The organism is Streptomyces sp. M41 (genome assembly GCF_043673425.1).
In the GTDB taxonomy this organism is placed as follows: Bacteria; Actinomycetota; Actinomycetes; order Streptomycetales; family Streptomycetaceae; genus Streptomyces.
In genome coordinates this window covers 32,467-51,456 of record NZ_JBIMKE010000037.1, presented here as the reverse complement: position 1 = coordinate 51,456, position 18,990 = coordinate 32,467, and the positions used below count along the sequence as shown (strand labels likewise).

The window sequence follows — 18,990 nt, the reverse complement described above, 5'->3', positions numbered from 1 at the left end:
AGGACAGCGCAGCGAGCCAGGACAGCGCAATGAGCCGGGACAGCGCGACGAGCCCCGAGACTTGGGGCCCGCCCCCGGCACCGCTGCCCGAGCCTCCGGCACCCGACGCCGGTGAGCCCAAGACGCCCTTCGTACGACGGCTGTGGCGCGGTCGCCCCGAGGACCCGCGCTGGGCGCGCCCGGCCTTCCTCGGGCTGCTCCTCGCCACGTTCCTCCTCTACCTCTACAACCTGAGCGCCTCCGGCTACGCCAACTCCTTCTACTCGGCGGCCGTACAGGCCGGCAGCCAGTCCTGGAAGGCCTTCTTCTTCGGCTCGCTCGACGCGGCGAACGCCATCACCGTCGACAAGCCCCCGGCCGCGCTGTGGCCGATGGCCCTGTCGGTGCGCCTGTTCGGCCTCAGCTCATGGGCGATCCTGCTCCCCGAGGTCCTCATGGGCGTCGGCACGGTGGCCGTGGTGTACGCGGCCGTGCGGCGCCGGTTCAGCCCCGCGGCCGGACTGATCGCGGGCTCGGTGCTCGCCCTCACCCCCGTCGCGGCGCTGATGTTCCGGTTCAACAACCCGGACGCGATGCTGGCCCTGCTGATGGCCGTGGCCTGCTACTTCGTCATCCGGGCGCTGGCGGACGGCCGTACGAAGTGGCTGGTGTGGGCCGGGGCCGCGATCGGCCTGGCGTTCCTCGCCAAGACCCTCCAGGCGTTCCTGATCCTGCCGCCGCTCGCCCTGGTCCACGGCGTCTGCGCGCCTGGCACGGTGAAGAAGCGGATCGGCCAACTGGCCGCGGGTCTCGCCGCGATCGTCGTATCCGGTGGCTGGTGGGTCGCTGTCGTCGAGCTGTGGCCCGTCTCCTCCCGCCCGTACATCGGTGGCTCGCAGAACAACTCCTTCCTGGAGCTGACCTTCGGCTACAACGGGCTCGGCCGCCTCAACGGCAACGAGACCGGCAGCGTCGGCGGAGGCGGCGCAGGAGGCGGCGGCACGGGCGGGGGCGGTGGTGGCAACTGGGGCGAGACCGGCTGGGACCGGCTGTTCGGCTCCGCCATCGGCGGCCAGGTCTCCTGGCTGATCCCGGCCGCGCTGATCCTGCTGGTCGCGGGCATCGTGGCCACGCGCAAGGCCGGGCGCACATCCGTGACCCGTGGTTCGTTCCTCGTCTGGGGCGGCGCGCTGCTCATGACCATGCTGGTCTTCAGCTATATGCAGGGCATCTTCCACGAGTACTACACCGTCGCCCTCGCCCCCTACATCGCCCCGCTGATCGGCATGGGCGCGGCGCTGCTCTGGGAGAGGCGTGCCGAGGGGTGGGCGTCGGCGAGCCTCGCGGCGGCGATGACGGCCACGGCGGCCTGGGGTTACGTCCTGCTCAACCGCTCTTCGGACCACCTGCCCTGGCTGAAGTGGCTCGTGCTGGCCGGCGGCCTGGTCGCCGCCCTCGGCCTGATCTTCGCCGGCAGGCTGGGCCGCCGACCGGCCATGGGCGTCGTCGCCCTGGGTCTCGCCGCCGCGCTGGCCGGCCCGACCGCGTACACCCTCACCACGGTGAACGAGGGCCACACCGGCTCGATCGTCACCGCGGGCCCGGCTGTCGCGGGCGGACGCGGAGGTGGCCCGGGCGGCGGCCCCGGCGGCGACGGCATGGGCGGCGACGGCAGGGGCGGCCCGGGCGGGGGCAGGACGCCGGGCCAGAACCAGCAGGGCGGCCAGAACCAGCAGGGCAACGGCAACGGCATCCCCGGCGGGGGCAAGCCCGGCCAGAACCAGCAAGGCCAGCAGAACCAACAGGGCGGCATGCCCGGTGCCGGCCGGGCCGGTGACGGTGGCCGTACCGGCGGCGGTCGCGGCATGGGCGGTCTGCTCGACGGCACCGGCGTCAGCGACGAGGCCAAGGAGCTGCTGGAGAACAACGCGGGCCGTTACACCTGGCCGGCCGCGGCTGTGGGGGCCCAGAACGCCGCGAGCTACCAGCTCGCCACCGGCGACCCGGTCATGGCGATCGGCGGCTTCAACGGCACGGACCCGTCCCCGACACTGGCCGAGTTCAAGCAGTACGTGGCCGACGGCAGGATCCATTACTTCATCGCCGGCGGATCAGCAGGTGGCATGGGCGCAGGCGGCATGGGCGGCGGCGGCATGGGCGGCGGCAACGGCACGTCCGCGCAGGTCACCGAGTGGGTCGAGGCCAACTTCAAGCAGATCACGGTCGGTTCGGCGATCTTCTACGACCTGACGCAGAAGGCGAGCGACTGACGAGCGACTGAGCAGGGCAGGCACGGTGGAAAATCGCGTTGTACGCCGTATAGGGACTGCTCTACGGTGTACAACATGACGACATCACCCCAGGAACAGACCCCGGTGGCCGAGACCCGACCGCAAGGCCACCCGCAGCGCTGGCTGATCCTCGGTGTCATCTGTCTGGCCCAGCTCACCGTGCTGCTCGACAACACGATCCTGAACGTGGCGATCCCCTCCCTCACCAGCGAACTGGGCGCCGCCACCTCCGACATCCAGTGGATGATCAACGCGTATTCGCTGGTGCAGTCCGGTCTGCTGCTGACCGCGGGCAGCGCCGCCGACCGCTACGGTCGCAAGAAGATGCTGGCCACGGGCCTCGCCCTGTTCGGCATCGGCTCGCTGGTGGCGGGCCTGGCGGAGAGCTCGGGCCAGCTGATCGCGGCGCGGGCCGGGATGGGGGTCGGCGGTGCGCTGCTGATGACCACCACGCTCGCGGTGGCGATGCAGATCTTCACGCCCGACGAGCAGCCGAAGGCGATCGGCATCTGGGCGGCCGTGAACTCGCTGGGCTTCGCGGCCGGACCGCTCCTCGGCGGCTTCATGCTGGACCACTTCTGGTGGGGCGCGATCTTCCTGATCAATCTGCCGGTCGCCGCGCTCGGTCTGGTGGCGGTCGTGATGCTGGTGCCCGAGTCCAAGAACCCGCAGGGCGACCGGCCGGACCTGTTCGGCGCCCTGCTGTCCACGATCGGCATGGCCTCCCTGGTGTTCGCGATCATCTCCGGGCCGGAGCACGGCTGGACGTCCGGCCGGGTGCTGGTGACGGCGGGCGTCGCGGTCGTGGTGCTGGCCGCGTTCGCGTACTGGGAGAGCCGGATCCCGTATCCCATGCTCGACATGCACTTCTTCCGCAACCGCCGGTTCACCGGGGCTGTCGCGGGTGCGGTGCTGATCACCTTCGGGATGGGCGGTTCGCTCTTCCTGCTCACCCAGCACATGCAGTTCGTCCTCGGATACGGCCCCCTGGAGGCGGGACTGCGCACCGCACCGCTCGCGCTGATGATCGTGGCCCTGAACTTCACCGGCCTCGCCGCGAAGTGGTCCGGCAGGCTCGGAACCCCGTTCTCCGTCGGGCTCGGCATGACGGCGATGGCCGCCGGTCTCGTCTCGATCGCGACGCTCACCGAGCACGGGTACCCGGGCACCCTGCTGGGGCTGGTGCTCATCGGGGCCGGAGCGGCGGTCGCCAGCCCGGCGATGGCGCACGCGATCATGAGCTCCATCCCGCCGGAGAAGGCCGGGGTCGGCGCCGGCATCAACGGCACGGTGGCGGAGTTCGGCCAGGGGCTCGGCGTCGCTGTCCTCGGGGCGGTGCTCAACGCCCGTTTCGCCGCGCTGATCTCGGTCGCGGCGGTGTCCCTGCCGGCGGCGTTGGCCGAGGCCGGGTCGGATGCGGACCGGGCGCGGATCACGCAGGCGTTCGCGTCCGGGCTCGAGACCAGTCAGTTGGTGGGCGCGGTGGCCGTGCTGGCCGGCGGTGTCGTCGCGGCGGCGTTGCTGCGGCGGGCGGAGCGGGCAGACTCGGCCTGAGAGTTCGGGGCATACGGTGGTGGGGCGGCTGTGGGACCGTTGTGGCTGGTCGCGCCCGTGACGAGGCCGCTGATGTCACGGGCTCCGGGCCCCCGGAAGGGGGTGCTCGACCGGACCGGCGGCTCGAGTGTCTAGGAAGGGTGCGCGATGGTGAGGGCAGCCCGGCAGTCCGCCCGGACCAGTGTCTGGCTGGAGGGCAAGGAGCGGCGCGGCGGGCGCGGCGGAGGGCAGCCCTCGGGGCTCGACCGGGACCGGATCGTCGACGTGACCGTCCGGTTGCTGGACGCCGAGGGCCTGGCCAAGTTCTCCATGCGACGGCTGGCCGCCGAGCTGAACGTGACCGCGATGTCCGTCTACTGGTACGTCGACACCAAGGACGACCTCCTCGAACTCGCCCTGGACGCCGCCTTCGGCGAACTGACGCTGCCCGAAGCGGACGCCGACGACGACTGGCGCGACCAACTGCGGGCGCTGGCCCGCGGATACCGGGGGCTGCTGGTCCGGCATGCCTGGCTGTCGCCGCTGATCGGCACCTACGTCAACATCGGGCCGAACAGTCTCGCCTTCTCCCGGCTCGTGCAGCACATCATCCGCAAGACCGGCCTGCCCGCACACGGTCTGGTCGCCGCCATCTCGGCCGTCTTCCAGTTCGTGTACGGATTCGGCACGATCGAGGGCCATTTCATCGCCCGCAGCGCGGCGTTCGGGATGACCCCCGACGACTACTTCCAGCACTCCATGAGCACGGTGACACAGGCGCCGGAGGCCGCCGACCTCGTCCAGGACGCCGCGGAGCTCATGGCGGCCCGCGGCGGCGACACGGTCGAGGAGATGTGGGAGCGGGACTTCGAGTTCGCCCTCGATCTGCTGGTGGCGGGCATCGAGGCGATGGTCGAGCGCGCCGGGCACGAGTAGCGCCCCGTCAGTCCCCCTGCACGAGCCGCGCCGGGAACCCGCCCGTGGCCACCGGACCCCACTTCTGCGGCGTGACCCGGATGATCGACTTCCCCTGCTTCACCATCGCCGCCCGGTACTCGTCCCAGTCCGGGTGCTCCCCGGCGATGTTCCGGTAGTACTCGACCAGCGGCTCGACGGACTCCGGGAAGTCGATGACCTCGGCTGCCCCGTCGATCTGCACCCACGGCCCGTTCCAGTCGTCGCTCAGCACGACCAGGCCGACCCGCTGATCCCGTTTGGCGTTGCGGGCCTTGGCCCGCTCGGGGTACGTGGACACCACGATCCGCCCCGAGTCGTCGACCCCGCAGGTCAGCGGCGACGCCTGTGGACCGCCGTCCGCCCGCCGGGTCAGCAGGATCGCGCGATGACGGGGCCGTACGAAGTCCAGCAGCTCTTCGAGCGAGACGCGGGTGTTCGTCGCGATGTTCGGTGACATGGCGTCAGCCTAGGGCTGTCCGGGGCCGATCGGCGTGACCCTGTCGTGCCTACGCCTGCGGCAGCGTGTCCCCCTGCACTGCCTGGATGTCCAGCTCCACCTTGAGCGTCGTACCGATGGCCGCGACGCCCGCCTGGAGGACCTGGTTGTAGTTCATGGCGAAGTCGTCCCGATGAAGCTCCGCCGTGGCCCGGAACGCCGCCCGTGTCCCGCCCCACGGGTCGGCCCCCGTGCCCAGGTAGGCCAGGTCCAGGTCCACCGCCCGGACGACGCCGTGCATGCCCAGCTCGCCGTGGACCGTCCAGCGGTCGGAGCCGGTGGCCGCCGTGAGCCCCGTCGACCGGTATGTGATCTCGGGGGACTTCTCGACGTCCAGGAAGTCCGGCGATTTCAGATGCCCGTCGCGCATGCCGTTGCCCGTGTCGATGGAGCCGGCCCGGATCACCGCCTCCACCCGGGAGTTGGTGACGTCGTCCGGCGCGATCTCGATGGCGCCGGAGAACTGGGTGAACCGGCCGTGCACGCTGGAGATCCCCAGGTGCTGGGCGACCGCGGCGACCGTGGAGTGCGCCGGGTCCACGGTCCACGGTCCCGGCGGCGGCAGTTCCGTGCCGCCCTGCCGGGCCAGGGTCACCGTGCCGACCTCGGCACGGCCGCTCGCGGTGACGATCGCGCTCGCGGCGGCGGGCGCGTAGCCGACGGCGGTGACGATGACGGTGTACGCCCCCGGGGGCAGCGGGTTCGCGTCCCGTACGGCTCCCTCCGCGTCCGCCTCCAGCCGCAGCACCTGTGCCCCGGTCATGTCCGTCACCGTGACGACCGCGTGCGACACGGCCCATCCGTCCCGGGTACGGATCCTCGCGGTCAGTCCCATCTCACGTAACTCCTCGAACTCATGGGACCGGCCCGTGGGTGCGACGCGCCTCCGCTCCGGCGCGCCGCCCACCACGGGCCGGTGGTCTGCTACTCGCCGGGGTGGGCGAGTTCGATGTCGTGGCCGTCGACGCCGTGCCCGGGCACCGTCAGCGCGGTCGCCGCCGGCGGGTAGCCGGTGGCGATGACCGTGTACTCGCCGCCGTCCAGGTCGGTGAAGGCGTACGCCCCGTCCGCCCCGGTGGTGGCGGTGCCCACGACGTTGCCCGCGGCGTCGACCAGGGTCACGCGGGCGTCGGCCAGCGGACCGTGCGGCGCCCGTACGACGCCCTGGACCTGGGCCCCGGCCTCCAGGTCGACCTCGACCCGGGTGACCCCGGTGCCGGCGATCTCGACGGGCAGGGCGCGCGGCCGGTAGCCGGCGGCGTTCACCGCGACGGTCACGGCACCCGGCACCAGCTCGGCGAAAGAGAACTCGCCCTGCTCACCGGTGGCGGCGGTGGCCAGCAGATCCCCGCGGACATCGGTGACGATCACCATCGCGTCCTTGACGGGCAGCGCGCTCCCGGCCGCCCGGACCAGCCCGGTCAGACCGCTGGTGCCGCTGAGCAGGATGTCGTAGGCGACCGGCTCGTCGTTCACGACGATCGTGGACGCCTGCGGCTGGAAGCCGTCGGCGGAGGCGATCAGGACGTACGATCCCGCGCCCGGCGCGTCGACGGCGTACGCGCCGCCGGCCTGCGCCACCGAGCGGCCGAGCTGCCGCCCGGACAGCGAGATCAGCGTGACCGCGGCCCGCGGCACGGGCGCGCTCTCCGCACCCCGGACGAAGCCCCGCACCGGGACGCCGCCGCCGGACGACTCCTCGGGACGGGCCACCGTGGCCACCGCGGCGAGCTTCTGCGTGCCGTCGGCCGCGGCTTCCGTCTCGCTCCCGGCCTCGGAGGAGGCGACGGCCCAGCTGGGCACCCGCTCCTGCGCGACGGCCGGCTCGGCCGCGGCGGCCCGGGTCGGCTCCGGGCTCTCGGACCCGGCGGCCTGCGCCAGGGCGCCCTGCGTCTTCAGCGGGACCTCCTTGATGAACAGGGCGAACAGCAGGGCGAGGAGGGCGATCGGCGCGGCGTACAGGAAGACGTCGGCGACGCCGTGGCCGTACGCGCTCTCGATGACCGTGCGGACGGGCGCGGGCAGCGCGTCGAGGTCGGGGATCTCCCCGTGGCCCGACGAACCCTGCACGCCCAGCTTGGTCAGGCCCTCCTCGGCGTAGTGCGTGATGCGGTGGCTGAGGACCGCGCCGAGCGCCGAGACGCCCATGGCACCGCCGAGGGAGCGGAAGAAGTTCACCACCGAGCTGGCGGCGCCCAGGTCGCTCGGGTCCACCTGGTTCTGCGTGGCGAGGACCAGGTTCTGCATCATCATGCCGACACCGAGACCCAGCAGGGCCATGAAGACCGCGACGTGCCAGTACTCGGTGTCGTAGCGGATCGTGCCCAGCAGCCCGAGGCCCGCCGTCACCAGCACACCGCCGGAGATCAGCCATGCCTTCCAGCGGCCGGTGCGGGTGATGACCTGGCCGGAGACGGTGGAGGAGACGAACATGCCGACGATCATCGGGATCGTCAGGACACCGGACATGGTCGGCGACTCGCCGCGGGCCAGCTGGAAGTACTGGCTGAAGAAGATCGTGCCCGCGAACATCGCGATGCCGACGAAGAGCGAGGCCAGCGAGGCCAGCGTGATGGTGCGGTTGCGGAACAGACGCAGCGGCACGATCGGCTCGCTCGCCTTCGTCTCCACAAAGACGAAGATCAGCAGCAGCGCGAGCGCGCCGCCGGTCATCGCGTACGTCTGCCAGGACAGCCAGTCGTACTTGTCGCCGGCGAAGGTCACCCAGATCAGCAGCAGGCAGACCGCGGCGGTGATGAAGAAGGCGCCCGCCCAGTCGACCTTGACCTTCCGCCGGACGACCGGGAGGTGCAGGGTGCGCTGGAGCACGATCAGGGCGACGACGGCGAAGGGCACGCCGACGTAGAAGCACCAGCGCCAGCCGAGCCAGTCGGTGTCGGTGATGACACCGCCGATCAGCGGGCCGCCGACCATGGCGGTGGCGAAGGTGGCGCCGAGGTAGCCGTTGTACCGGCCGCGCTCACGCGGGGAGATCATCGCGGCCAGGATGATCTGGGCCAGCGACGACAGACCGCCCATGCCGATGCCCTGCACCGCACGGAAGGTGATGAGCATGGCCGGGTTCTGCGAGAGACCGGCCAGCGCGGATCCGGCCACGAAGATGACGAGGGACAGCTGTATGAGCAGCTTCTTGGAGAAGAGGTCGGCGAGCTTGCCCCACAGCGGGGTGGAGGCGGTCATCGCCAGCAGCGAGGCGGTCACGACCCAGGTGTAGGCGCTCTGGCCGCCGCCGAGGTCCTTGATGATGTCCGGCAGGGCGTTGGAGACGATCGTCGACGACAGGATCGCGACGAACATGCCGAGCAGCAGCCCGGTCAGCGCTTCCATGATCTGCCGGTGCGACATCGGGGCGCCGTCGGCGGACGGGCCTCCTGAGTGCTTGGCGTGGGCCCGCACACCGGATGGTGTGGTCGTTGCCATGGGCTTCCTTCTCTTACTGGGTGATCGCAGGTGTACGGGTGGACTCGTCGGGTCCGGGGGGCGCGGCCGGCATCCGGTGCGTGGAGCGGCAGTCGCCGAAGCTCGCCCGCAGCCGGGTCATGAGCCGGGTGAGCTGGGCGACCTCGTCATCGGTCCAGTCGCTCAGCCGCTCAGCGAGCAGCTGCGTGGTCCGCCGGGACATCTCCCGCACCCGCTCCTCGCCGGCCGCGGTGAGCCGCAGAATGCGGCTGCGTTTGTCCGCGGGGTCGGGGGAGCGCTCGATCCAGCCGCGCTCGGCGACGTGGGCGACATGGCGGCTGGTGACCGACATGTCCACGGCGAGCAGCTCCGCGAGCTTGCTCATGCGCATCTCCCCATGGCGGGCCAGCAACGTCAGTACGGCGGCGGAACCGGCCGGGCAGTCGGACGGCAGCGTCCGACCCATCTCCCGCTTCACGGCGCCGAACGCGCTGAACTGGCGGACCAGTTCCTCGTACTGCGCCTGTGCGGCCATCACACCTCCCGTATTTGTTGCTTAGGGCAACCATAGAAGCATTTGGTTGCTACAGGCAAACAAAAGGTGGACCGTCGCCGCAAAAAGTTGGCAAAGGCAAGTATTGCGACCGTAAATGTGCAGGTGAGGGGGGTCCTGTGAGCCCCTGTGCAGGCCCGGAGCCCGCACTTGGGCCGGACGGGGCGGATTCGCTAGGGTCTCAGGCCATGGCTAACACCCAGGGCCCCCAGGGCAACCACGACCCCGCAGGCAGCACCCAGATGTTCCGCGCGTTCGTCGACGAGGCCCCGCAGGGCGGCCGTCAGCAGGCCTCCTCCGGCCCGCGTATCGGTCTGATCGTCGGCGTGATCGCCGCCGTGGCGATCGTGGCGGCGGTGGCCTGGCTGGCGCTCAAGTAGGCGCTGCCGGCCTCACTTCCACCGGACGGAGACGTCCCGCGTCTCGATGTGCATGCCGAGCGGCACCCGCCAGGACTCGACGCACACCGTCCAGCTCTTCTCCTTGCGCGCGCCGGCCTCGATGGGCGCAGGGAGCTCCTGCGACGACTCGACCGTCGCCCAGTCGACGCCGAGCGCGCCGATGACGTGGGTGCCGAAGGTGACGGTGCCCGAACGCACGGCCGCGCCGCCGGAGTTGTGGAGGACCAGCGTCACCTTCTCGCACCAGCGCTTGTCGGCGGGCTCCCGAACGGGGGCGCTCACGGTCAGCTTCGCGGGCGAGGGGGTGGTCGCGGGCGTTGAGGGTGCGGATGAACTGCCGCCCGGGGCGGCAGGGCCGCCGGGGTCGGCGGGGTCGCCGGGGTCGGCGGGGGCGGCGGGATCGGCGGGATCGGCCGGTGTGACCGTGCTGCCGGGGGTTTCGCTCGGGAGGCGGCCGGGAGTCTCCGTACCTCGGCGCTCTGCTTCCCCTCGGGCGGCTGTCGACTCCTGACTCCCGCCCTGGCCGGCGGAGTTGGCGCCGCCCTCGCGGCTGTCACCGCCGCCCTCGCGGCTCTCACCCCCACCCTTGCCACCCCGTGGCCCGTCGAGCGGCACCAGCCTCACCTCGCCCGTCGGCGCGGCAGCCGTACCCCAGGCGTGGGGCGAACCGCCGGCCGCGCCCGTCGCCACGTACCCGTCACTGCCCGGGCCGCCTCCGCACGAAGCCAGTGCCCCGCCCAGGCAGACGACGGCCGCCGAGGCACCGATCACGGCGCGCCGACGGCCAGGTGTCGAGGTCGTCCATATCCGGCGAAGCATCGGGCCATGGTGGCTGACGCTCCGTCAAATATGAAGGGTGCGGCAGGGGTCAGTCGGAGATGAGCCCTTCACGCAGCTGCGCCAGGGTCCGGGTGAGCAGTCGGGAGACATGCATCTGGGAGATGCCGACCTCCTCGCCGATCTGCGACTGCGTCATGTTGGCGAAGAAGCGCAGCATGATGATGCGTCGCTCGCGGGGCGGCAGCTTGGCCAGCAGCGGCTTGAGGGACTCGCGGTACTCGACGCCCTCCAGGGCGGTGTCCTCGTACCCGAGGCGGTCGGCGAGCGAGCCCTCGCCGCCGTCGTCCTCCGGGGCCGGGGAGTCCAGCGAGGAGGCCGTGTAGGCGTTGCCGACGGCGAGGCCGTCGACGACGTCCTCCTCGGACACGCCCAGCACTGCGGCGAGTTCGGTGACCGTGGGCGAGCGGTCCAGCTTCTGGGAGAGCTCGTCGCTGGCCTTGGTGAGGGCGAGGCGCAGCTCCTGGAGGCGGCGCGGGACGCGCACCGACCACGAGGTGTCGCGGAAGAACCGCTTGATCTCGCCGACGACGGTCGGCATCGCGAACGTCGGGAACTCCACGCCGCGTTCGCAGTCGAAGCGGTCGATCGCCTTGATCAGGCCGATGGTGCCGACCTGGACGATGTCCTCCATCGGCTCGTTGCGCGAGCGGAAGCGGGCCGCCGCGTAGCGCACGAGAGGGAGGTTGAGCTCGATCAGGGTGTCCCGGACGTATGCGCGCTCGGGGCTGTTCTCGTCCAGGGCGGCGAGCCGCAGGAACAGGGAGCGGGAAAGGGTGCGGGTGTCGATGTTCACCGAGGCCGGCAGGGCCGGGACGTCGGCGGCCGGAAGGGCCGGGGCTTCAGCGGCCGGGGCCGTAACGTCGTCGAGCGCGGCGTCGGGCGCGGACTCGCTCTTGGTGAGCGTGAGCACCTTCGAGCTGCCCTGGTCTACGGACATGCCACCCCCTTTGGGTCGCGGGACGGTCGTGGCGGACGCTCCCGTCGAGGAAGGTCAGCCTTCACCTGAATACCGGAGCCGAAGCCGCGGCAAACGCGCTTCCCGAAGAATGTCACATGTCGGCAACACGCTGTAGTGACATGTCGACATGTGAGACCCGAATCCGCCCTGGATAAACGGGGTCTGACGGCCTTTCGGGGCGCAACTGTCGGGATCCGCCCTGGTGAGCGATTCGCTCCTGCCGGTGACCGGTCGATCCTGTTTCCGGTTATGCGTCGATTCGGTTCGCCGAGCGCAGCCGCTGGAAGCTACGCGCGAGTAGCCTCGAAACGTGCATCTGGGAGACCCCGAGTTCGGCACTGATTTGCGACTGCGTGAGGTTGCTGTAGTAGCGCAGCAGCAGGATTCTCTGTTCGCGTTCGGGGAGTTGCACCAGCAGGTGCCGGACGAGGTCCCGGTGCTCCACGCCGTCCAGGGCCGGGTCCTCGTAGCCCAGCCGGTCCAGCAGCCCGGGCATCCCGTCGCCCTCCTGCGCGGCCTCCAGTGAGGTGGCGTGGTACGACCGCCCGGCCTCGATGCAGGAGAGCACCTCGTCCTCGGTGATGCGCAGCCGCTCGGCGATCTCGGCGGTCGTCGGGGTGCGCCCGAAGCTGGTGGTGAGGTCCTCGGTCGCGCTGTTGACCTGGACCCACAGCTCGTGCAGCCGGCGCGGTACGTGGACCGTACGGACGTTGTCGCGGAAGTAGCGCTTGATCTCGCCGACGACGGTCGGCATCGCGAACGTCGGGAACTGCACGCCCCGGTCCGGGTCGAAGCGGTCGATGGCGTTGATGAGCCCGATGGTGCCGACCTGGATGACGTCTTCCATCGGCTCGTTGCGGGAGCGAAAGCGGGCGGCTGCATAGCGCACGAGCGGGAGATTCGCCTCGATGAGCGCCCCGCGTACGCGGTTGTGCTCCGGCGTGCCCGGCTGGAGCTGCTTGAGTTCACCGAAGAGCACCTGTGTCAGCGCCCGGGTGTCGGCTCCTCGGCTCCGGGGCGGCGTGGCCGCCGGAGTGTCCTCCTGACCGGGTGTTTGAGGGCTCGGTGCTTGCGGGCTCGGGGCTTGAGGCGCAGTACTGGCCGGCACGGTCAACTCCACCTCGTGATCCATCAACTCATCGGTCAAAAGCGGTCATAGCATCACAAGACAGTTCATTGTGTTCAAGTACCGCATAATCCCGTGTTGGGGATGGATCGGGACGCAAGACACGCGAAAGCCCCCCGCCGTTACGGCGGAGGGCTCCAGAGGCTCGGGGCGACCCGGAGGTGCGGCGGCTCAGTATTCGTAGTCGGCGATCACCCAGGTGGCGAACTCCCGCCACAGCGTGACGCCCGCCTGGTGCTCGGGGTGCTCCGCGTAGGCGCGCAGCCCCTCCGCGTCGTCGAAGGCGGAGTTGATGGCGAAGTCGTAGGCGATGGGGCGGTCGCTGATGTTCCAGCCCAGCTCCCAGTGCCGGATCTGCGGGATCCGCCCCTCGAGCGACTTGAACGCCTCGACGCCCTCCACCACCCGCGGGTCGTCCCGCCCGACGCCCTCGTTGAGCTTGAACAGAACCAGGTGGCGGATCATGCGTACTCCCTAGCCTTCCCGAGCTTTCCTAGCCCTCGCCGCCGTTGGCGATCCATGTCATGAAGTCGCCGATGGCCTTGGCGGCGTCCGAAATGCCCTCGAACCCTACCTGCACATAGTCGGCGGCCTTGGCCGGGTCGGTGATGATCACGTAGAGCACGAAGACCGCGAGCAGATAGACGGCGATCTTCTTCGAATTCACCGCCATCGCGGCCTCCCCTGTGCTGCTGTGCCGTATGAGCCGAAAGAGACGAAAGGGCCTTGTGTTACCGGCGGTGAGTGTAACCTTCGGGGCTCCGCGGAGATCAACAGCACGAAGGGCCCCGCCTGTCGGCGGGGCCCTTCTTCAGCGGTAGCGGAGGGATTTGAACCCTCGGTGACTTGCGCCACACTCGCTTTCGAGGCGAGCTCCTTCGGCCGCTCGGACACGCTACCGAGGGAGACCTTACAGCACGCCGGGCCATGCTCTGAAATCGGTATTCACCGGGGCTCGGGCGCCCGGGCCCCGCTCACCGGTCCCGGAAGAACTCCGTGAGCAGGCGCGCGCACTCCCCGGCGAGCACGCCCTCGATCACCTCGGGCCGGTGGTTGAGCCGCCGGTCGCGTACGACGTCCCAGAGGGAGCCCGCCGCGCCGGCCTTCTCGTCGCGGGCGCCGTAGACGACCCGGTCCACCCGGGACTGCACGAGCGCGCCCGCGCACATCGTGCAGGGCTCCAGGGTCACGACGAGCGTGCAGCCGGACAGCCGCCACTCGCCCGCCCGTCGCCCATCAGCACCCTTGCCGGAGGCGCCGTGGGTCGCCTCTCCAAGTCGGGCAGCCGCGCGCCGGATCGCCAGCACCTCGGCGTGCGCGGTCGGATCGCCGGTCGCCTCCCGCTCGTTGTGACCGGCGCCGAGCACGGTCGTACCGTCCGCGGACAGCACGACGGCGCCGACGGGGACGTCCCCGCCCCGGACGGCCAGTGCGGCCTCGTCCAGGGCGAGCCGCATCGCGGCCCGCCAGCGGTCGCGTACCGGGTCGGGCATCTCGGGCAGCCGGGGCGACGGCCCTTGGTCGAACGAGGTCAGCGGACGGTCTCCAGCACTTCCGAGGCGCCGAGCGCCTCGGCGATCGCGCTGAGCGCGTCGTCGGCGTCCAGTGCCTTCAGCTCCTTCTCGCCGACCCCGAGGTCGTCGAGGATCTCGCTGTCGCCGACGGGGCTGTGCGGGACCGCCTCGGCCCCGCCGCCGTCCTCCTCGTCGTCTTCGGAGTCGCCGTCGGGCTCCTCCGTGCCGTCGAGGTCCAGGGAGTCCAGGTCGGCGCCGTCGTCGCCGGGCTCCCTGCCGAGCAGCTCGTCGGTGAGCAGGATCTCGCCGTAGCTGCTGCGGGCGGCTGCGGCGGCGTCCGAGACGTAGATACGAGGGTCGTCCTCGCCGTCGATCCGGACAACGCCGAACCAGGCGTCCTCCTGCTCGATGAGCACCAGCACCGTGTCGTCCTCGGGCGAGGCTTCACGGGCCAGGTCGGCCAGATCCGACAGGGTCTCCACATCGTCGAGCTCTGTGTCGCTCGCTTCCCACCCGTCTTCGGTGCGCGCGAGCAGTGCGGCGAAGTACACCGTGACTCTCCCACTGGTCATAGGCGTGCCGGTTGGGGGTCCCCCCGGCGGAGGTTGCGGGCGGGGAGGCTCGGGGTCCGAGCCCCACCCACTCGGAATCGTGGCAGAAACAAGGCGTTCAGGGGACGTCTTCGGCTCCCTGTGTCCGGCAGTTTTGATCGCGTCGGCCCCATGGGGTCCGCGAGCACGTCCGTGAAGGACTCACCAGCACACTCGTTGCCACCACGTGCGGATCGTACGCGGCTTTTCCAGGCGTCCACGCACGCCCACGGCTTCAACGCCCCGGTGTGCCGCGGATCTTCCCGGTCGTCCCGGCCTACCAGCGGAACGTTCGCATGCGCATCGCGCGCCGCAGTCGGGCCGCCTTGGCACGGCGCGGCTGGACGCGGTCGCGCAGGGCGCGGGCCTCGGCGAGTTCCCGCAGGAACTGGGCGCGCCGCCGACGGCGCGCCGCGTCGGTCACCTCCGATGTGACCGACGAGACGGGTGAGTCCGGCGAGTCCGTCGAATGCGACAGATCCGGCGAGTCCGACGTGTCCGGCGCCTTCGGCGCGTCCCGCAGGGGACCCGCCGGGGCCTCTGGTTTCGGCATTGGTTCACCACCCCGGGTACGTCCCTCCCACTTTCCCTCCGATGGGCGGTTTGATGCCATCGACAGGGTCAAGCAATGGCCCTGGGCTTGCTCTGCGTGGGGCCCCGGGGACACCCGGCCCGGTTACTGTTGTGGACATGCGTCTCCACGTCGTCGACCACCCCCTGGTCGCCCACAAGCTCACCACGCTGCGCGACCAGCGCACCGACTCCGCGACCTTCCGCCGGCTCGCCGACGAGCTGGTCACCCTGCTCGCCTACGAGGCCACGCGGGACGTGCGCACCGAAGCGGTCGAGATCACGACCCCGGTCACCGACACCACCGGCGTCAAGCTCTCCCACCCGCGCCCCCTGGTGGTGCCGATCCTGCGGGCCGGTCTCGGCATGCTGGACGGCATGGTCCGGCTGCTGCCGACCGCCGAGGTGGGCTTCCTGGGCATGATCCGCAACGAGGAGACGCTCGAGGCGTCCACGTACGCCTCCCGTATGCCGGAGGACCTCTCCGGGCGTCAGGTGTACGTCCTGGACCCGATGCTCGCGACGGGCGGCACGCTGGTCGCGGCGATCCAGGAGCTGATCAAGCGCGGCGCGGACGACGTGACCGCCGTCGTGCTGCTCGCCGCGCCCGAGGGTGTGGAGCTGATGGAGCGGGAGCTGGCGGGGACGCCGGTGACCGTGGTGACGGCGGCGGTGGACGACCACCTGAACGAGCACGGCTACATCGTGCCGGGCCTGGGCGACGCCGGGGACCGCCTCTACGGGGCGGCCGAGTAGGACGGGCGTGCTCGCCCCTTCGGGCCTGCTCCCGCCTTCGGGCCCGCTCCCGCCTTCGGGCCTGCTCCCGCCCTCCGGCGGGTGCGCTCCTTCGGGGCGTCGCTCAGCAGGCCTTCCCTGAAGTGCTGGGCGCCGGCTTCGGCTCGGCCAATGCGGCCAGGGCCTTGTCGGCGTCCTTCTTCTTCGTCAGCTCCTTGAAGCCGTTGCCGATGATGAGGTCGACGGTCTTGTCCTTGCGGGCGGCGTCGGTGCGGCGCTCGGCCGTGGCGAGCTGGGTGCCCAGGACGGGCAGCGCGGAGTTCAGCGACGAGTCGGGGCCCAGCAGCATCCCGGTGCCCTTGACCTTCTTGTCGAACTCCTTGGTCGCGTTGCCCACGTCGCCGATCTTGAAGCCGCGCTTCTTCAGCTCGTCCGCCGTCTGCTTGGCGAGTCCGCTGCGGGTGGTGGCGTTGAAGACGTTGACGGTGATCTTGCCCGGCCGGGGCAGCGGGGCCGTCGAGGCGGGCGAGGGGGTCCCCGTCGTGCCGCAGTCCGCCTTCGGGCCGGCTGCTGAAGCCTTTCTGCCGCCGCCGCTGAAGACGTCGATGAGCTGCAGGGTGCCCCAGCCGATCATGCCGAGTGCGGCGGCGGAGGCCACGGTCAGGACGACGAGCCGGCCGCGCCGCCGGGGCCGGCGCATACGCGGGTACTTGTCCCCCTTGATCCGGTACTGGCCGCCCATGCCCGGGGGAGTCAGCATGCTCATGGGCGCAGCGTAGTGCGCCCGAGCGGCAATGCCTACTAGATGATCATCAGATGCCGCTCAGTCCAACCCGAAAGGGTGTACGGCCCGATGGGCGGGGGTGGCCGGCGCCGGTCAGTCCAGCTCGAGGACTCGCGCGTGCAGCACCTGACGCTGCTGAAGCGCCGCGCGCACGGCGCGGTGGAGGCCGTCCTCCAGATACAGGTCGCCCTGCCACTTCACGACGTGCGCGAAGAGGTCGCCGTAGAACGTCGAGTCCTCGGCGAGCAGGGTTTCCAGATCGAGCTGGCCCTTGGTCGTCACGAGCTGATCGAGGCGGACCGGGCGCGGCGCGACGTCCGCCCACTGCCGGGTGCTTTCCCGGCCGTGGTCGGGGTACGGCCGGCCGTTTCCGATGCGCTTGAAGATCACACGGAAAGCCTACCGGTCAAGACCTTCCGGGCGCAGCCATGGCGACGGAGTACGACGCCGGAAAAGCCGGGGCGAAACAGGGCGAAATGATGTTGAGCCGGGAAGGTACGGCCGGATCAGGCCCCGGAACGGGCCTGAACGGAACCCGGGCGTGGCGTCCGCGGGACCGAACCGAACACCAGTCGGGGCAGGGGGTGGTGCCCGGAGCGTCCCCGGCGTCATTGCGCCGACCGTGCGCCCGGTTCGCCCGAAAGGGGGCAGATCTCCGGTGCCCCCTTCGGAAGCCACGCGGCGGAGACGGCAGGCACGGCCGGGATGACCGGTCGGGAGCCGCGTCCGGATGGCCGGTGGGAGGACCGGTCGACCGGTCGGAAGTCCCGTCCGGATCGCTGCTCGGGATGGCCGGTGGGAGGCCGGTCGGGGCGGCCGGCCTGCCGCACCGGCAGGGGTCTCGCAGGCCCCGCCCGCCCCCGGTCCTTGCCCCCGCCTCCGCCGCGTCGGGGTCAGCCGCGTGGCCGTTCCTTCGGGGGCTGCTGCTGCTTCTCCTGCTTGGCCTGCGGTTTCGGCGCGTTGCGTGCGGCTTCCGCGCGCAGCAGGGCGCGCAGGACGGCGTAGTGGTCCGTGGGCATGGCTGTGCTCCTTCTGTCGTACCGACTGACCTGGTCGCGAGGTCGGTCAGCAGCGCAGGACCACAGTGCGCAGGAAGGGCGGGAGGTACGGCGGCTGCGGTGGGGCGGGCCGGGGAAGGCAAGGCCGGGTGGCGGGCGCGGGGCTCGGCGGGGGCTCGGGGCGCGGGCCCGCGGTGCCGCGTCGGTCGGCGCGGGCGGGGGGACGCAGGGCCGTGTCGAGGACGTCGTGCTCGGCCGCCTCACCGAGAGTGGCGGCCACCGTGGGCACGGCGTGCGCCTGGGCGTGCGCGCCCGGCACCAGCAGGGCGAGCAGCAGCACGAGGGCCCGCAGCCAGGCACGGCTGCGCGGCAGGCTTCGAGCGGTGCTGCTCACGGAAGGTCATCTCCCCGGTGGCCGTACGGCGTTCATCGCGCCCGGCGCGAGATCCGCCCGCACGGCGTAGGGATGGGCGGCGGGTATCACAGCTCGTGCGGGACCTGGGCGGCCCGTCTCCGCATCCGGATCCCGGTGACGATCTCGACGACGCCGACCGCCACCAGCCACCACCCGCCGAGCAGCGTGAGCACGGTGATCGACTCGATCGGGGCGTCGATGAGCACGATCCCGCCGGCGATGGTGACGACGCCGAGGAAGATCTGCCAGCCGCGGGCCGGCATGGACTTGTCCGAGGCGGCGGCCAGGGTCTGGGTGATGCCGCGGATGACCCAGCTGATGCCGATCCACAGGGCGAGCAGCAGGATCGACTGCATCGGGCGACGGAAGCAGAACAGTCCGAGGACGACCGACAGGGCGCCGCTGATGAAGGCGAGCACGCGCAGCGAGGTCGTTCGGTGGGTTCCGAAGGCGGCCACCAGCTGGAACACGCCGCTGATCAGGAGGTAGAGGCCGAAGAGGACACCGGAGACGAAGAGCGAGGCGTCCGGCCAGAGAAGGATCAGCAGGCCGAGGGCGAGGGAGGCGACGCCGGTGAGCAGGACGATCTGCCAGGCGGCACGCGAGAGGGCGTGCAGGAAGCCCTCGAAGGGCGGTTCGGGTTCATGGCCCGCCGCTCCCGGTGCACGGGAGGTTCCGGGCCCGTGCGGGTGGCCGGCATGGACCCGGCGGTCGTCGTAGTCCCGGCCCCCGGGCGAGCCGGTCGGTGCCTCGGTCATGGTCCATGCTCCGAACGACCCCACCCGCTCCGCCATCCGGGACGGTCCACTCGACTGACATCGGGCGGGGGC

22 protein-coding genes and 1 tRNA gene are annotated in these 18,990 nt (G+C 71.1%); 5 read left to right on the top strand and 18 right to left on the bottom strand.

All coding sequences use genetic code 11. The annotated features are described in order from the left end of the window. Window positions 1-29 precede the first annotated feature (29 nt). The 3 genes from ACHBTE_RS31895 (at window position 30) to ACHBTE_RS31885 (ending at window position 4,739) form a co-directional block, all read left to right on the top strand. Entirely contained in the window at window positions 30-2,249 is a 2,220-nt protein-coding gene (locus ACHBTE_RS31895; protein WP_394728529.1) for a glycosyltransferase family 39 protein, read from the top strand. A 75-nt stretch (window positions 2,250-2,324) separates the two neighbouring features. Next, window positions 2,325-3,824 (top strand): MFS transporter, encoded by a 1,500-nt coding sequence (locus ACHBTE_RS31890; protein WP_394728499.1) that lies wholly within the window; start codon window positions 2,325-2,327, stop codon window positions 3,822-3,824. A 147-nt stretch (window positions 3,825-3,971) separates the two neighbouring features. Continuing rightward, window positions 3,972-4,739 carry a TetR/AcrR family transcriptional regulator gene (locus tag ACHBTE_RS31885; protein ID WP_394728497.1) on the top strand — a complete coding sequence of 256 codons (768 nt, stop codon included), beginning with the start codon at window positions 3,972-3,974 and terminating at the stop codon, window positions 4,737-4,739. A 7-nt stretch (window positions 4,740-4,746) separates the two neighbouring features. Here ACHBTE_RS31885 and ACHBTE_RS31880 read toward each other — a convergent pair whose 3' ends face one another. From ACHBTE_RS31880 to ACHBTE_RS31865, 4 genes are all read right to left on the bottom strand, one after another. Continuing rightward, complete coding sequence (locus ACHBTE_RS31880) at window positions 4,747-5,217, bottom strand: PPOX class F420-dependent oxidoreductase (protein ID WP_394728495.1); 471 nt, start codon at window positions 5,215-5,217, stop codon at window positions 4,747-4,749. Between the two features lie 49 nt (window positions 5,218-5,266). After that, window positions 5,267-6,091 carry a YceI family protein gene (locus tag ACHBTE_RS31875; protein WP_394728493.1) on the bottom strand — a complete coding sequence of 275 codons (825 nt, stop codon included), beginning with the start codon at window positions 6,089-6,091 and terminating at the stop codon, window positions 5,267-5,269. A gap of 89 nt (window positions 6,092-6,180) precedes the next feature. Continuing rightward, window positions 6,181-8,697 carry an MFS transporter gene (locus tag ACHBTE_RS31870; protein WP_394728491.1) on the bottom strand — a complete coding sequence of 839 codons (2,517 nt, stop codon included), beginning with the start codon at window positions 8,695-8,697 and terminating at the stop codon, window positions 6,181-6,183. A gap of 13 nt (window positions 8,698-8,710) precedes the next feature. Then, window positions 8,711-9,211 (bottom strand): MarR family winged helix-turn-helix transcriptional regulator, encoded by a 501-nt coding sequence (locus ACHBTE_RS31865; RefSeq protein ID WP_394728489.1) that lies wholly within the window; start codon window positions 9,209-9,211, stop codon window positions 8,711-8,713. A gap of 206 nt (window positions 9,212-9,417) precedes the next feature. Between ACHBTE_RS31865 and ACHBTE_RS31860 the strand changes: the two genes are divergently transcribed. Beyond that, window positions 9,418-9,609 (top strand): hypothetical protein, encoded by a 192-nt coding sequence (locus tag ACHBTE_RS31860; RefSeq protein ID WP_394728487.1) that lies wholly within the window; start codon window positions 9,418-9,420, stop codon window positions 9,607-9,609. A gap of 12 nt (window positions 9,610-9,621) precedes the next feature. On the opposite strand, the gene ACHBTE_RS31855 is transcribed toward ACHBTE_RS31860, so the two are convergent. The 9 genes from ACHBTE_RS31855 to ACHBTE_RS31815 all read right to left on the bottom strand — a co-directional run bounded on the left by ACHBTE_RS31855 (window position 9,622) and on the right by ACHBTE_RS31815 (window position 15,211). Then, entirely contained in the window at window positions 9,622-10,449 is an 828-nt protein-coding gene (locus tag ACHBTE_RS31855) for a hypothetical protein (protein WP_394728485.1), read from the bottom strand. 49 nt (window positions 10,450-10,498) lie between these two features. Next, window positions 10,499-11,407 (bottom strand): RNA polymerase sigma factor SigF, encoded by a 909-nt coding sequence (locus ACHBTE_RS31850; RefSeq protein ID WP_394728483.1) that lies wholly within the window; start codon window positions 11,405-11,407, stop codon window positions 10,499-10,501. Between the two features lie 268 nt (window positions 11,408-11,675). Continuing rightward, entirely contained in the window at window positions 11,676-12,560 is an 885-nt protein-coding gene (locus tag ACHBTE_RS31845) for an RNA polymerase sigma factor SigF (RefSeq protein ID WP_394728481.1), read from the bottom strand. 165 nt (window positions 12,561-12,725) lie between these two features. Further along, on the bottom strand, window positions 12,726-13,019 hold the full coding sequence (locus tag ACHBTE_RS31840; protein WP_394728479.1) for a Dabb family protein: 294 nt from the start codon (window positions 13,017-13,019) through the stop codon (window positions 12,726-12,728). 28 nt (window positions 13,020-13,047) lie between these two features. Continuing rightward, a complete protein-coding gene (locus ACHBTE_RS31835) occupies window positions 13,048-13,227 on the bottom strand; it encodes a hypothetical protein (protein WP_394728477.1) in 180 nt (59 codons plus the stop codon). Between the two features lie 142 nt (window positions 13,228-13,369). Next, window positions 13,370-13,454 (bottom strand) — tRNA-Ser (locus tag ACHBTE_RS31830). Window positions 13,455-13,528: 74 nt separating this feature from the next. Continuing rightward, a complete protein-coding gene (locus tag ACHBTE_RS31825) occupies window positions 13,529-14,047 on the bottom strand; it encodes a nucleoside deaminase (protein WP_394728475.1) in 519 nt (172 codons plus the stop codon). Window positions 14,048-14,085: 38 nt separating this feature from the next. Next, on the bottom strand, window positions 14,086-14,619 hold the full coding sequence (locus ACHBTE_RS31820; protein ID WP_394728527.1) for a hypothetical protein: 534 nt from the start codon (window positions 14,617-14,619) through the stop codon (window positions 14,086-14,088). 316 nt (window positions 14,620-14,935) lie between these two features. Then, on the bottom strand, window positions 14,936-15,211 hold the full coding sequence (locus ACHBTE_RS31815) for a hypothetical protein (protein WP_394728473.1): 276 nt from the start codon (window positions 15,209-15,211) through the stop codon (window positions 14,936-14,938). Window positions 15,212-15,348: 137 nt separating this feature from the next. On the opposite strand from ACHBTE_RS31815, the gene upp reads away from it, so the two are divergent. Beyond that, window positions 15,349-15,984 (top strand): uracil phosphoribosyltransferase, encoded by a 636-nt coding sequence (upp, locus tag ACHBTE_RS31810; protein ID WP_394728471.1) that lies wholly within the window; start codon window positions 15,349-15,351, stop codon window positions 15,982-15,984. 103 nt (window positions 15,985-16,087) lie between these two features. Here upp and ACHBTE_RS31805 read toward each other — a convergent pair whose 3' ends face one another. From ACHBTE_RS31805 to ACHBTE_RS31785, 5 genes are all read right to left on the bottom strand, one after another. Then, window positions 16,088-16,729: a LytR C-terminal domain-containing protein gene (locus ACHBTE_RS31805; RefSeq protein ID WP_394728469.1), complete on the bottom strand. Its 642-nt coding sequence runs from the start codon at window positions 16,727-16,729 to the stop codon at window positions 16,088-16,090. A 111-nt stretch (window positions 16,730-16,840) separates the two neighbouring features. After that, on the bottom strand, window positions 16,841-17,137 hold the full coding sequence (locus ACHBTE_RS31800; RefSeq protein WP_003999914.1) for a type II toxin-antitoxin system VapB family antitoxin: 297 nt from the start codon (window positions 17,135-17,137) through the stop codon (window positions 16,841-16,843). A gap of 503 nt (window positions 17,138-17,640) precedes the next feature. After that, complete coding sequence (locus ACHBTE_RS31795) at window positions 17,641-17,766, bottom strand: hypothetical protein (RefSeq protein ID WP_394728466.1); 126 nt, start codon at window positions 17,764-17,766, stop codon at window positions 17,641-17,643. A gap of 46 nt (window positions 17,767-17,812) precedes the next feature. After that, window positions 17,813-18,139 carry a hypothetical protein gene (locus ACHBTE_RS31790; protein WP_394728464.1) on the bottom strand — a complete coding sequence of 109 codons (327 nt, stop codon included), beginning with the start codon at window positions 18,137-18,139 and terminating at the stop codon, window positions 17,813-17,815. A gap of 86 nt (window positions 18,140-18,225) precedes the next feature. Continuing rightward, on the bottom strand, window positions 18,226-18,918 hold the full coding sequence (locus ACHBTE_RS31785; RefSeq protein ID WP_394728462.1) for an HdeD family acid-resistance protein: 693 nt from the start codon (window positions 18,916-18,918) through the stop codon (window positions 18,226-18,228). Between the last annotated feature and the right edge of the window lie 72 nt (window positions 18,919-18,990).

What these genes read in the sequence shown, in the direction of transcription:
- ACHBTE_RS31855 (WP_394728485.1), bottom strand. Translation starts at nt 10,449, where the DNA reads ATGCTTCGCCGGATATGGACGACCTCGACACCTGGCCGTCGGCGCGCC.
- ACHBTE_RS31815 (WP_394728473.1), bottom strand. Translation starts at nt 15,211, where the DNA reads ATGCCGAAACCAGAGGCCCCGGCGGGTCCCCTGCGGGACGCGCCGAAG.
- ACHBTE_RS31890 (WP_394728499.1), top strand. Translation starts at nt 2,325, where the DNA reads ATGACGACATCACCCCAGGAACAGACCCCGGTGGCCGAGACCCGACCG.
- ACHBTE_RS31880 (WP_394728495.1), bottom strand. Translation starts at nt 5,217, where the DNA reads ATGTCACCGAACATCGCGACGAACACCCGCGTCTCGCTCGAAGAGCTG.
- ACHBTE_RS31850 (WP_394728483.1), bottom strand. Translation starts at nt 11,407, where the DNA reads ATGTCCGTAGACCAGGGCAGCTCGAAGGTGCTCACGCTCACCAAGAGC.
- ACHBTE_RS31795 (WP_394728466.1), bottom strand. Translation starts at nt 17,766, where the DNA reads ATGCCCACGGACCACTACGCCGTCCTGCGCGCCCTGCTGCGCGCGGAA.
- ACHBTE_RS31840 (WP_394728479.1), bottom strand. Translation starts at nt 13,019, where the DNA reads ATGATCCGCCACCTGGTTCTGTTCAAGCTCAACGAGGGCGTCGGGCGG.
- ACHBTE_RS31835 (WP_394728477.1), bottom strand. Translation starts at nt 13,227, where the DNA reads ATGGCGGTGAATTCGAAGAAGATCGCCGTCTATCTGCTCGCGGTCTTC.
- ACHBTE_RS31870 (WP_394728491.1), bottom strand. Translation starts at nt 8,697, where the DNA reads ATGGCAACGACCACACCATCCGGTGTGCGGGCCCACGCCAAGCACTCA.
- ACHBTE_RS31875 (WP_394728493.1), bottom strand. Translation starts at nt 6,091, where the DNA reads ATGGGACTGACCGCGAGGATCCGTACCCGGGACGGATGGGCCGTGTCG.
- ACHBTE_RS31805 (WP_394728469.1), bottom strand. Translation starts at nt 16,729, where the DNA reads ATGAGCATGCTGACTCCCCCGGGCATGGGCGGCCAGTACCGGATCAAG.
- ACHBTE_RS31885 (WP_394728497.1), top strand. Translation starts at nt 3,972, where the DNA reads ATGGTGAGGGCAGCCCGGCAGTCCGCCCGGACCAGTGTCTGGCTGGAG.
- ACHBTE_RS31785 (WP_394728462.1), bottom strand. Translation starts at nt 18,918, where the DNA reads ATGACCGAGGCACCGACCGGCTCGCCCGGGGGCCGGGACTACGACGAC.
- upp (WP_394728471.1), top strand. Translation starts at nt 15,349, where the DNA reads ATGCGTCTCCACGTCGTCGACCACCCCCTGGTCGCCCACAAGCTCACC.
- ACHBTE_RS31845 (WP_394728481.1), bottom strand. Translation starts at nt 12,560, where the DNA reads ATGGATCACGAGGTGGAGTTGACCGTGCCGGCCAGTACTGCGCCTCAA.
- ACHBTE_RS31825 (WP_394728475.1), bottom strand. Translation starts at nt 14,047, where the DNA reads ATGCCCGACCCGGTACGCGACCGCTGGCGGGCCGCGATGCGGCTCGCC.
- ACHBTE_RS31860 (WP_394728487.1), top strand. Translation starts at nt 9,418, where the DNA reads ATGGCTAACACCCAGGGCCCCCAGGGCAACCACGACCCCGCAGGCAGC.
- ACHBTE_RS31865 (WP_394728489.1), bottom strand. Translation starts at nt 9,211, where the DNA reads ATGGCCGCACAGGCGCAGTACGAGGAACTGGTCCGCCAGTTCAGCGCG.
- ACHBTE_RS31895 (WP_394728529.1), top strand. Translation starts at nt 30, where the DNA reads ATGAGCCGGGACAGCGCGACGAGCCCCGAGACTTGGGGCCCGCCCCCG.